The sequence below is a fragment of the Enterobacter adelaidei genome, assembly GCF_041937165.1.
Taxonomy (GTDB): domain Bacteria; phylum Pseudomonadota; class Gammaproteobacteria; order Enterobacterales; family Enterobacteriaceae; genus Enterobacter; species Enterobacter adelaidei.
The window spans coordinates 2,444,863-2,456,990 of the sequence record NZ_CP154353.1; the positions used below are offsets into that span (position 1 = coordinate 2,444,863).

A 12,128-nucleotide genomic window follows, 5' to 3' on the forward strand; every position below is an offset into this window, starting at 1 on the left:
TTTCTCTCTTATATCCCGTTATCTTTACTTTCTGGATGAGCCGTTCGGATTGCTTCAAGCCCAACGCGCTGACCGAAAGACAGTTCTAACGTGTTACCGTCAGGGTCGGCAAAAAATACATAGTAACCGACGGGATCCCCCAGCTCTTCCGGCGCTTTTCTTAACACACCTTCAGCGCTTGCCATCTCCGTTTTCCTGTCGAGTTCTTCACGGGTGGCGCAGGCAATGCCCAGATGACCAAAGTTACCCAGCGGTGTATCGGTTACGTTATCCGCCTGTACCAGCACCAGGGCGAAAGGACGGGTATGGTCGCTTAGCCACGCCACTTTACGGGCATCAGGAATATCGGGTTCACGGGAGTGAATAATCTCCATACCCGCGTAACGACGATAGAAAGCAATGCTCTTCTCAAGATCCCTGACCATGAACGCGACATGTGTAAAACCGACATCAATATCTTTCATTTTAAGATGTTACTCCTTTATCAACCTGTGGCAGGCATCTTAAAAGCTCAAGTTAACTTGATGTCAACAGGCATTTCGCCAGCCCCTGCCGACGCTCATGAAGAGGTAAAAGGAGAGAAATGGTAAGCCACCGCCATCACGGCGATGCTGACGATAACGCTGATAAAAAAATACGTTTTGAATGGCTGCTTTTGGGTTTTATGGCGAAAGAGTTGTTGCCCCAAAATGGCCCCAGGCCAGCCCCCTGTCACACCAAATACCAGCAACGTCGCTTCCGGAACCCTGCGCATACCTTTACGCGCCGCCATTTTATCTGCGCCATACATGACCATCGTCAGCACATTGATCAGCAGCAACCACATCACCACTGGATACGAGGTAAGAATGCTGCCGACCGCAGCGAGGATCAGGAGTAAATAACAAAAACGATTGAGAGTCATAGTACAAGCCAGTGGATGTTAAGCGATTTTGAAGAAGCATTATACGCGATATCACGCATGTATCAGGCTCAAGCTATTTATCTTTTGTCATTCGGAGTTGCATTGACCAGCCAATAACTTTGCGCGAGAACAGGTCAACACAGCCAGCCTTTGTGGGTTCGGGTGTAAAGTTCAGAATACCATTTAGAGCAACGTAAACCATGAGCTAGCTAAACACGTTGCTTATGTGTAAAAAGGGGGATTCATTCAGCAGGTGTTCATCGTGAAATACATTCGGCTAATTTTAAAGCTCATAACAGTATCACTTTATGTGTTCCTGGTTGTTTTTGGCTCTGGATTTGTAGGTTCCAGTACAACCAATGCAATTAACCTTGAAACACTTAACCTAAATTATTCATTAATTGCAAAGGACTCGGCAGTATACGCAATCTGCGCAACTGGTGCGGCATTGGTTGTTCCACCTGCTCTATATTTCATCCAGCATTATGTCTGGCCAGTGTTGAAGTTTATCGGCTTGAAGATTCGCTACTTCTTCCATGGATACTAAAAGTCTCGCCACTGGCGAAGCGATCTGCTAGAGCCTGTGATTCGTTTTCATACCCCGGATGCGCAAGGGAGAACAGAAAGCCTACTACTCTTTATCAAGTATCGGCGCCAGATTTAACGCTGCTGTAAAACGTGCTGGCATTCGCCGCCGGAATCCGTACCATACGCGGCATACTTTTGCCTGCTGGCTTTTATCTGTCAGCGCTAACCGTCTTTCATAGCCAGCCAGATGGGGCATGAAAACGCGCAAATGGTTTATGAAGTCTACGGTGCGTGGATTGAAGAAATGAATGGCGAACAGGTGCTGATGCTTAACGATAAGCTCGCACGCTGAAAAATTTTTGCCCCTATTGGCTCCGAAGGTAGTAATACATGCAAGAAAATCAAGCAAATACAAAGAAAGAGCAATACAACCTGAACAAACTGCAAAAGCGACTGCGCCGTAACGTGGGCGAGGCCATTGCAGACTTCAACATGATTGAAGACGGTGACCGTATTATGGTTTGCCTGTCAGGGGGTAAAGACAGCTACACGATGCTGGAGATCCTGCGTAATCTTCAGCAAAGCGCGCCGGTGAAGTTTTCCCTGGTGGCGGTCAACCTTGACCAGAAACAGCCGGGCTTCCCGGAGCACATTCTGCCGGAATATCTGGAGAAGCTGGGCGTTGAGTACAAAATCGTTGAAGAAAACACCTACGGTATTGTGAAAGAGAAGATCCCGGAAGGGAAAACCACCTGCTCTCTCTGCTCCCGTCTGCGCCGCGGCATTCTGTATCGCACCGCAACGGAACTGGGCGCAACCAAAATTGCGCTGGGCCATCACCGCGACGATATCCTGCAGACACTGTTCCTGAACATGTTCTACGGCGGCAAGATGAAAGGCATGCCACCAAAACTGATGAGCGATGACGGCAAGCACATTGTCATCCGCCCTCTTGCCTACTGCCGCGAGAAGGATATTGAGCGTTTCTCTCAGGCCAAAGAATTCCCGATTATTCCATGTAACCTCTGTGGCTCTCAGCCTAACCTGCAGCGCCAGGTGATTGGCGACATGCTGCGTGACTGGGACAAACGTTATCCGGGTCGCATCGAAACCATGTTCAGCGCGATGCAGAACGTTGTGCCGTCCCACCTCGCGGATGTTGAGCTGTTCGACTTCAAAGGTATCAACCACGAATCAGACGTAGTGAATGGCGGCGATCTGGCGTTTGATCGGGAAGAGATCCCTATGCAGCCTGCTGGCTGGCAGCCAGAAGAAGATGACAATCAGTTCGAAGAACTGCGTCTGAACGTACTCGAAGTGAAATAAAATGATAGCGTCTCAGAAAGAGATTCTGAGACGCTATATCCTTTACTTCAGTAGACGAACGCGGCAGGTTTTCCCTTTAATTTTGCCGTTTTGCAGCTGCTTCCAGGCCTTATGCGCAACCGCCTGGCGAACCGCCACATAAACATGTGACGGATGCACCGCAATCTTACCGATATCCGCCCCATCCAGCCCCACATCTCCGGTCAGCGCACCTAATACATCGCCTGGACGCATTTTGGCTTTTTTACCACCATCAATGCACAGCGTCACCATTTCAGCCTCCAGCGGCACGAGGCTGACACCGGCTGGTGGGGTCATCCAGTTCAGCTTAATCTGCAGCATTTCTGAGAGAATATTGGCGCGTTGCGCCTCTTCCGGCGCACAGAAGCTGATCGCAAGGCCGCTGTTTCCTGCTCGCGCCGTACGGCCGATACGATGGACGTGGACTTCAGGATCCCACGCCAGCTCATAGTTCACCACCAGCTCAAGCGATTTGATATCCAGACCACGCGCCGCCACGTCGGTCGCGACCAGTACACGGGCGCTGCCGTTGGCAAAACGGACCAGCGTCTGATCGCGATCGCGCTGCTCCAGATCGCCATGCAGCGACAATGCACTCTGCCCCGCCGCATTCAGCGCATCGCAGACTGACTGGCAGTCTTTTTTGGTATTACAGAACACCACGCAGGATGCAGGCTGATGCTGGCTCAGCAATTTCTGCAGGAGAGGGATTTTTCCCTGCTGCGAAGTTTCAAAGAACTGCTGTTCAATGGCTGGCAGGGCGTCAACACTGTCGATTTCAATGGTAAGCGGATTTTTCTGCACGCGGCCGCTGATGGCGGCGATGGCTTCCGGCCATGTGGCAGAGAACAACAGCGTCTGGCGATCGGATGGTGCAAAACGGATCACCTCGTCAATCGCATCGCTGAAGCCCATATCCAGCATCCTGTCTGCCTCATCCATCACCAGCGTTTGTAACGCATCCAGCGAAACGGTGCCTTTTTGCAGGTGGTCCAGCAGGCGACCTGGCGTCGCGACAATAATGTGCGGCGCATGCTGGAGCGAATCACGCTGTGCACCGAAAGGCTGTCCGCCGCAGAGGGTTAAAATTTTGGTATTTGGCAGGAAACGCGCAAGGCGACGCAGTTCACCCGCGACCTGGTCTGCCAGTTCACGGGTGGGACATAACACCAGAGACTGGGTCTGAAACATCGCGGCATCAATATGTTGCAACAGGCCAAGACCGAATGCCGCCGTTTTCCCACTGCCCGTTTTCGCCTGTACGCGTACATCACTGCCCTCAAGAATAGCGGGCAGTGCCGCCGCCTGAACCGGCGTCATCGTGAGGTAACCCAACTCGTTGAGGTTGTCGAGTTGGGCGGCGGGCAGAACATTCAGGGTAGAAAAAGCAGTCACAATAATCTCTCGTGGTCATCTTCGCAGTCAGATGGCGCGTATCCTCGCAGATCTCGCGGTTTGATGCGACATTTTAATCGGTTCTTCATCTGGCGGCGGGTCGGGCATCGGCTGAGGACGCGGGATGGGATCGGGCATCGGTAAGGGATCGTTGGGGGTTGGGCCGGTCGGAATGGACTGTAACAATGGCATGCTCATATTTCCCTCCAGGTTTAGGCGTACTCTTCTTAGGGTAGACGCTGGGAAACAGGAGGCAAAAAAAAGCCGACTATGAAGTCGGCGTCGTACGAATCAATTGTGCTATGCAGTAATTCAAAAAAGGAAGTAAGACAATATGGAGCGCAACGCCCATCGCTTGACGTTGCATTCACCTGCGGGAGTAATATTGCACCTTACGGGGTAGATGTTTATTGACTTCGCTCAATTAAAAGAGCGTTTTGAACCGCGTAAAACGTGAAAAAAACGTAAATTTACAGCCATTTACTGCGATGTAACCACCATGCAACACCACCAATCACAACAACTAACATGACGCAAAAAGCGGTAAAGCCGTAGCAATAGGCATTCCCCGGAATTCCCCCCAGGTTCACACCAAACAAGCCGGTCAGGAACGTGCTGGGCAAAAATACCATCGCCATCAGGGACATTGTATAGGTTCTTCTCGCCAGGGATTCCTGCATCACCTGGACGATTTCGTCTGCCATCACTGCCGTTCTGGCGATACAGGAATCAATTTCGTCCAGCCCGCGGCCCAGCCGGTCGGCGATATCCTGCATTCTGCGTCGCTGATCGTCATTCATCCAGGTCAGTCTTTCGCTTGCCAGACGGGCATATACGTCACGCTGGGGCGTCATATAACGACGCATAACGATCAACTGCTTACGCAATAACGCCAGAAATCCACGCGGTGGGATCTGCTGATCGAGCAAGTTATCTTCCAGGTCGATGATTTTATCGTGCAGTTCTTCGATAAACTCGCTCGCATGATCGGTAAGGGCGTCGCAGACGTCCACCAGCCAACTGCCACAGTCGATCGGCCCGGTACCTTCTTTCAGATCGTTAACAATGTCATCCAGCGCCAGGACTTTACGCTGCCGGGTGGAAACAATCAGACCATCATCCATATAGACGCGCATCGCAACCAGCTGATCGGGACGTTCATCCGTGCTGCCATTAATGCAGCGCAGGGTAATCAACGTTCCGTCTCCCATTCTGCTCACGCGAGGTCGCAGACTTTCTCCCGCCAGCGCATCGCGCACATTGTTAGGCAGGAGCGGCGTCGAAGCCAGCCAGTCAGCGCTGTCCGGGTGGGTGTAGTTCAGGTGTAGCCAGCAAGGATGCTCGTTATCAATGACATCGCTATCCTCCAGCGGTCGGGCACCGCCGCGCCCATCCAGCACCCACGCAAAAACTGCGTCAGGAACGTTAAGTTCAGATCCTTTAATGCTCTCCACTGCGCCTCCGCCTTTTAAGCTCTTTCGATGTCAGTCTAGCTTTCATCAGGGGTTAAGCAACAACTATATGCGGCATCGCGCTGAAATCGCTCAGGAATTGAGCGTATTGCAACAGGTTCCTGTAGACAGTCGCAGGCAAATCATTAGAGTTAAAGAAATGCTGCTAGATTGTTCTAAAAATATGCTGGGGTAAGTGCGTGACCATAAAAAAGAACTGCGTCGCATTCGATTTGCGCCTGGCAGAAATGCGCGCAATCGCGATAAAAACCAGCATGACCTGGTTCCTGTGGGTGAACATATTGTTTTCGCTGTTCATCCTGGGGAGACGTTATTTTGCTCCAATTGGGGTGTTAACACCTTCCCTTCATCCAGCAGGATTGATGGAAGGCATGATGGTTATCATTCTTACCCTCTCGGCAGGCGTACTCTTTATACTGCGAATGGCACCGCTGCAAAACGCCCCCTGGCTCAGAAGCCTGGCCAGAGGCGTTGTTGTCGGATTAAGCCTCTGCTGGGCGACGTGCTTTTACGTATTAATCACCAGTGAAGATATTCGGATCATCTTCCCGTTCGCTGCACTCCTACTGTTTGCGTCGCTCATTTCCCTCTATTTCGACCCCAGAGTGCTATTAAGTTTTATCATCCCTGTGTGGGTGACCATTCTGGTTACCACCTTGTTTCACCCCACTCAGCTCACCGTCCTGAGCGCGCTGCAATGGGTCTTACTGGCAGGCTTAATTGAATCCGGGAGACGGATCCTTAACCGCTGGTTTATTCTTGCGCTGCAACGTGAACAAGAAAACGCCGATCTTATTCATCAGCTAGGTCTGCTCGCCAGCAAAGATCCGTTGACCGGGTTAGCCAACCGTCGAAGTTTTGAAGCGCGTATGGATCAGGAAATCGCCAGCCATCAGAAGGATGGGAAAGGATTTGGATTGATTATGCTGGATGTCGATCATTTTAAACTCTACAACGACCATTACGGGCATCAACAGGGGGATCGCTGTCTGATCATGATTGCGGGTGTACTTGAATCTGCGAGCCGTGAAAACGAAGGCATTGTAGGCCGGGTGGGTGGCGAGGAGTTTATGGTCTTACTCCCCGAGGCCGATGTCAGCACGGTGCGATCAACTGCGGAACGCATTTCCCGCATGCTGGAAAGCCAGGCATTCGCTCACGCCCTCTCCCCAGTCAATCCTCACGTAACGGTGAGCCAGGGGCTGACGCTCTGGACACAGGGGCAATCGCCCCAATCGGTCATTGGCTGTGCGGATAAAGCCCTGTATATGGCGAAGCTGCAGGGACGTAATCGCTGGGTAGAAGCATAAAAAAAGCCCGGCGTACCAGGCTTTTTTGTTCCGTCACAGGGAGTGACCGGGTCGCGGGTGGAACAACAAATTGCCCGCATGTGATGAGAACGTGATGTCTGCCTCATCGCTATTATTAAGCCGGAAGTTACGTGTGCGCGTCTGCAGTTCAATCACCTGATTACGCAACACATCAGATGAACCATTGAGTTCCTCAGCCATCGCCACATTGCTTTGCGTGACCCGTTCAAGCTCGGACAACGCCAGAGTGATCTGAGAAATGCCTTTCTCCTGCTCTGATGTGGACGTGGAAATCTCGTCCATCAACCGGCTCACTTTTCCCGACCCCGCCACGATCTCATGCATATTCTTTTCTGCCTGAGACACAACAGTGACACCCTGAGTGACGTTAGTGCTGGTGACTTCAATCAGCGCTTTGATATTTTTCGCGGCCTCCGCGCTGCGGTGTGCGAGGTTTCTTACCTCTTCCGCAACCACCGAGAAGCCTTTTCCATGATCTCCCGCCCTCGCCGCCTCGACGGCCGCATTAAGCGCCAGAATATTCGTCTGGAACGCAATACCATCGATGAGCGATATGATTTCTGTCATCTGCTGTGCGCATTCGGTAATGGATTGCATATTAGTCGCGACCTGCCCCATCAGCTCTCCTCCCTTGCGAGCCTGTAACGTCGCCACATTCGCCTGTTCGCTCGCCAGCCGGGTGTTATCGGCATTGTTTTTAGTGCTCGCGGCCATCTGTTCCATGCTGGCCGCAGTTTGCACCAGAGATGCAGACTGTTGCTCCGTTTTCACCGAGAGCTGCGCACTTCGGGAAGAGAGTTGATCCGATAACGTCATGGCGGTTTGCGACGATGCCCTGATCTCCCGGACAAGCGTGGCAATGTTGCTGGAAAGGCTATTAATCCCCGGGATTAATCTGCCTGCACAGTTATTACCAAACTCAGGAATAGATACGCCAAGATTGCCTGCGGTCACTTCTTCAATACTTTTTTTCACAGTATTGATCGGTGTCACAAGATACTTTGTCATGTAGCCCCAAAGTAAAAATAGCGCAACGAAATTTAATAAATTAAGTGAAACGAAAAGTGAGACATTGCTGGAAAATAGAACAACGACACCTGCATTAACCAAAAAAAGACAAAAAAGAAACCAGACAATGAAGGTTCTGACACTAATATTTCTTAGCATGATTATACCCACGTTTTATATTTTGGTCGGCATTTAGACTTATAGCATCGGCTCTGAACTTTGTCCTCACAAACACCGTCGGTTTTTTGTTTTACCGTTAGCTGCCTGAGATTTAGCTTAAGTCAGATAAAAAGAGTGTATTAGTAAAAATGTTATGCGTGGCATGCTGCGATACTGGTCTCCTGCCACGTTAAGCGATACCATCCCCTGCGGTGAGAGGTTGTTTTTAGCCTCATATTTAAGGAGCTTTGCTATAGTTATTCCTGTTTGTTTAGCAATGCTACATAGATTAATAAATGGAATATATTTTATATTCCTTACTATTTTTAGAGTTTTAATATGACTGGCCATTTTTCACGATAAATAACTAATATTGTTTAATGCGCATGTTCGTTGCCAGATAGAGATGTGCCCGGCAGGCGAAATCGGTAACCCTCTCAGGAGTGGGATTGCATAATGCTCAATATATCGTGGGACCCTGTACTCATCGCCATCTCTTATCTGGTGGCTTTTATCGCCTCCTTTGTCGCTCTGGACAGCGCCGGGAAAATCCCCCTTTCCAGCCGCAAGGCGGCAATGTTCTGGCGCATTGCCGGAGGCGTCACGCTGGGCATCGGGATTTGGTCAATGCATTTCATCGGCATGCTGTCGATGCAAATGCCAATGATGATGAGCTACGACCTTTGGTTAACACTTGCGTCTCTGGGTGCGGCAGTTGTTGCGTCGTCCGTGGCCATTAATATTGCCGTCACCGGCAAAAAACTTTCCCCCTTTCGACTGTTCTTCGCCACGGTGATCCTGAGTGCGGGCGTGGTGTCTATGCACTACATCGGTATGGCCGCATTGATGCTGGACGGCAGCATCGTCTGGGATCGGCGTATTGTGGGTTTATCTGTGCTGATTGCCGTTGTTGCTTCCGGCGTTGCCCTGTGGCTGGCTTTCCGGCTGCGCGATATTCACAAAGGGGTTTTTGTCAGTCGCATTCTTGCAGCCTTTATTATGGGCGCCGCCATCTGTGCGATGCACTATACCGGTATGAGTGCCGCGCATTTTCATGAAATGTCACATACCCTCCCCGGTGGGATCAGCGAGCTGGGATTGTCTATCTGGGTTTCGGTCACTACGCTCACCCTGCTCGGCGTAATGCTTATTATCTCGCTTGTAGATTCTCACTGGCGCACCAATCGCCTGACTGAAAATCTTCGACAACTCAACCGCCAGTTAGAGCTACAGGCTCGCTTTGATGCACACACTGGGCTCGCCAACCGCCACCAGATGGATATTCGCATGCAGGACTGTCTGCGCAGCGCGTTGCTCAGCAACAAGCAATTTGCCGTGATTTTCCTGAATGTCGATCACTTCAAACGCGTCAACGATACCTGGGGTCACAATGTCGGTGATGAGTTGTTAATCACGCTTGCACAACGCATCACGGCCCGACTCACGCGTGAGATGACCCTGGCCAGACTGGGAGGGGATGCCTTTATCTTACTGGTTCCAGAATGCGACGACGACAAACTCAATGCGCTGCTCGCTACGTTACTCGGGGATATGCGTCGTCCTCTTTCAATCTGTGGACACACGTTAAGTACAACCGTCAGCGCGGGGGTTAGCCTCTACCCACAGGATGGAGAAACGTTGCATGAACTTAAACTGAAGGCGGATGCGGCTTTACATCACGTTAAAGAGGATGGCCGTAATGGCTGGGCTATTTACCGGACTGAAATGTCGACGGCGGTTCCGGCTAAACCTGGCTTTTTGCAGGAACTCACCCAGGCACTTGAACGCGATCAGTTTGAACTTTGGTACCAACCAACCTGGCATGCCGAAGAGAAAACGATTCACGGTTTTGAAGCGCTTCTCCGCTGGCGCCATCCTGAGCAAGGGGTGTTGCTGCCTAATCTGTTCTTACCCTCGCTGGAACAAACAGGTTTAATTATTCCGGTTGGCAACTGGGCAATTGAAGCAGCATGCCGACAGCTTCATTTCTGGACTGAACAAGGTTTTAGCCAGTGGACGTTGTCATTCAACTTATCCCCTGTTCAGTTCGAACAGCCAGACATCTTCTATATCGTATCGTCGATGCTGGAAAAATATAACCTGTCTCCTTCCCGGCTGATCCTCGAGGTGACTGAGAGTACCGCGCTTAAAAATCTCGACCGCAGTATCGAGTTACTCAATGCGTTTACTCAAGCGGGGATCACCGTCTCGATTGATGATTTCGGGACTGGCTATTCAAACCTGCTGATGTTGAGCGTTCTTCCGGCAAAAGAGCTCAAAATTGATAAAAGTTTTGTGATGTCGATGCTGGAAAATGAAAAAAGCCGCAAGCTGGTGGAAACCATTATCAACATTGCGCGGACCATGGAGATGAATGTGGTTGCAGAAGGGATCGAAACAGAAGAGCAGCAAGCGGTACTGACCAGCCTCGGCTGCGATTATCTGCAGGGGTTCCTTTTTTCCCGTCCTTTACCTGCCGAACAGGTGCCGTGGCTGCTGTTGCAGAAGAACTCAGACAAACAAATTATACCAATTGGTAAAATTCATTCAGAACACGTATTTATTTCACAAAAAAATCATGCCTGACGAGTTTAAGTAGAGTATGTTTCAAAAGAGTACGCACGAGTCAATCCGATCATGATTGTCAGGCACAATGTGCCGATGAACAGGAAATGCCTATGTCGCAAAATGGTTTTGATGCGCTGAATGTAATTAAAACACCCGTGTGGCTTATTTCAGCTGTTTCGGAACAGATCATTTTTGCAAATGTGGCCGCAGCTCAGGTAATGGGTGACAAAACACTGAATGATTTACGCAAAGGAATTTATTCCGCGAGTGCGCAAACTGTGCTGTCGATGTACGTTTCTGAACTCAAAACGGAGCAGGAGATCGTCGAAATCTGGACCATTAACCGGGATGGACAAGATGCCCCACTGAGCTGTCGACTCTCGCTGGCCCACTACACACCCTATGGTGATGTGATTGTTTTCGAAGGGATCTCTTCGCAAATAGTCTCCGGACTCAAAGCCAGCCGTTCTGCAACCTACCGGCGCAAAAAACAGGGGTTTTACGCGCGCTTTTTCCTGACCAACAGCGCACCGATGCTGTTAATCGATCCTGCCCGCGATGGTCAAATCGTCGATGCAAACCTGGCTTCACTCAATTTTTATGGTTATTCGCATGATGAAATGTGCAGTAAACATACCTGGGAAATAAATACTCTTGGAAGAGATGTTATACCCATTATGACCGAAATCGCCGCACTGCCCGGTGGTCATAAACCTCTCAACTTTGTTCACCGTCTTGCCGATGGCTCCACCCGTCATGTGCAGACGTATGCCGGGCCTCTTGAGATTTACGGTGACAAGCTCATGCTTTGCATCATCCACGATATCACCGAGCAAAAAAGGCTGGAGCAAGAGCTGGAACACGCTGCCTCGCGTGACGCCATGACGGGTCTGCTCAATCGTCGGCAGTTTTACACCCTTATCGATCAAACCAGCCAGAATCAACTTCCCGCGCAACAGCAATTTAGCCTGCTGCTAGTGGATACCGATCATTTTAAAAACATTAACGATCTCTTTGGTCATCTGAAAGGTGATGAAGTACTTATCGCGCTCTCCCGAACGCTGGAAGCCTGTGGCCGGAAAGATGATCTGGTGTTCCGCTGGGGTGGTGAAGAGTTCGTCATCCTGCTGCCGCGCACCGCCCTCGAAACTGCTTTGCAGATTGCCGAATCAATCCGCTCTGCCGTTGCCCGCATCACTATCCCGGGTTTACCTCGGTTTACCGTCAGCATTGGCGTGGCGCGACATAGCCCGGGCGAGAGTATTGATGACCTGTTTAAGCGAGTGGATGATGCGCTGTATCGCGCGAAAAATGATGGGCGCAACAAGGTCCTTGCAGCATGAAACTGGAGTATCCAGGAAAGCCCCGTTACAATGCCCGCCTCGAATAAACCGAATAGAGGTGGGTAACATCTTC

At 50.6% G+C, this 12,128-nt stretch carries 11 protein-coding genes and 1 pseudogene; 6 read left to right on the forward strand and 6 right to left on the reverse strand.

The features are described 5' to 3' along the window. Positions 1-8 precede the first annotated feature (8 nt). Together AAHF05_RS11880 and AAHF05_RS11885 are read right to left on the reverse strand one after the other, a co-directional pair. On the reverse strand, positions 9-464 hold the full coding sequence (locus tag AAHF05_RS11880) for a VOC family protein (RefSeq protein ID WP_028018845.1): 456 nt from the start codon (positions 462-464) through the stop codon (positions 9-11). A 95-nt stretch (positions 465-559) separates the two neighbouring features. Then, a complete protein-coding gene (locus AAHF05_RS11885) occupies positions 560-904 on the reverse strand; it encodes a DUF1294 domain-containing protein (RefSeq protein WP_129323466.1) in 345 nt (114 codons plus the stop codon). 262 nt (positions 905-1,166) lie between these two features. Between AAHF05_RS11885 and AAHF05_RS11890 the strand changes: the two genes are divergently transcribed. From AAHF05_RS11890 to ttcA, 3 genes and pseudogenes are all read left to right on the forward strand, one after another. Then, positions 1,167-1,451 carry a hypothetical protein gene (locus AAHF05_RS11890; protein ID WP_129323465.1) on the forward strand — a complete coding sequence of 95 codons (285 nt, stop codon included), beginning with the start codon at positions 1,167-1,169 and terminating at the stop codon, positions 1,449-1,451. A gap of 40 nt (positions 1,452-1,491) precedes the next feature. Continuing rightward, positions 1,492-1,784 (forward strand): annotated as a pseudogene (locus AAHF05_RS11895) (tyrosine-type recombinase/integrase); the annotation flags it as partial. 38 nt (positions 1,785-1,822) lie between these two features. Further along, positions 1,823-2,758 (forward strand): tRNA 2-thiocytidine(32) synthetase TtcA, encoded by a 936-nt coding sequence (gene ttcA, locus AAHF05_RS11900; RefSeq protein WP_028018842.1) that lies wholly within the window; start codon positions 1,823-1,825, stop codon positions 2,756-2,758. A 42-nt stretch (positions 2,759-2,800) separates the two neighbouring features. Here ttcA and dbpA read toward each other — a convergent pair whose 3' ends face one another. The 3 genes from dbpA to zntB form a co-directional block, all read right to left on the reverse strand. Then, positions 2,801-4,174 (reverse strand): ATP-dependent RNA helicase DbpA, encoded by a 1,374-nt coding sequence (gene dbpA, locus AAHF05_RS11905; RefSeq protein WP_129323464.1) that lies wholly within the window; start codon positions 4,172-4,174, stop codon positions 2,801-2,803. Positions 4,175-4,201: 27 nt separating this feature from the next. Further along, on the reverse strand, positions 4,202-4,372 hold the full coding sequence (locus AAHF05_RS11910; RefSeq protein ID WP_277814907.1) for a hypothetical protein: 171 nt from the start codon (positions 4,370-4,372) through the stop codon (positions 4,202-4,204). A gap of 272 nt (positions 4,373-4,644) precedes the next feature. After that, positions 4,645-5,628: a zinc transporter ZntB gene (gene zntB / locus AAHF05_RS11915; protein ID WP_374936330.1), complete on the reverse strand. Its 984-nt coding sequence runs from the start codon at positions 5,626-5,628 to the stop codon at positions 4,645-4,647. Positions 5,629-5,825: 197 nt separating this feature from the next. Between zntB and AAHF05_RS11920 the strand changes: the two genes are divergently transcribed. After that, entirely contained in the window at positions 5,826-6,956 is a 1,131-nt protein-coding gene (locus AAHF05_RS11920) for a GGDEF domain-containing protein (RefSeq protein ID WP_129323462.1), read from the forward strand. Between the two features lie 33 nt (positions 6,957-6,989). Here the strand turns inward: AAHF05_RS11920 and AAHF05_RS11925 are convergent, their stop codons facing one another. Then, positions 6,990-8,144, reverse strand: coding sequence for a methyl-accepting chemotaxis protein (locus tag AAHF05_RS11925; protein ID WP_129323461.1), 1,155 nt, complete (start codon positions 8,142-8,144; stop codon positions 6,990-6,992). A 456-nt stretch (positions 8,145-8,600) separates the two neighbouring features. Here AAHF05_RS11925 and AAHF05_RS11930 point away from each other — a divergent pair, with 456 nt between their 5' ends. Further along, positions 8,601-10,730, forward strand: a complete 2,130-nt coding sequence (locus AAHF05_RS11930; RefSeq protein ID WP_374936331.1) for a putative bifunctional diguanylate cyclase/phosphodiesterase — start codon at positions 8,601-8,603, stop codon at positions 10,728-10,730. Between the two features lie 92 nt (positions 10,731-10,822). Then, the gene (locus AAHF05_RS11935) at positions 10,823-12,055 is read left to right on the forward strand and encodes a sensor domain-containing diguanylate cyclase (protein ID WP_129323460.1); all 1,233 of its coding nucleotides are present in this window, start codon (positions 10,823-10,825) and stop codon (positions 12,053-12,055) included. Positions 12,056-12,128 lie beyond the last annotated feature (73 nt).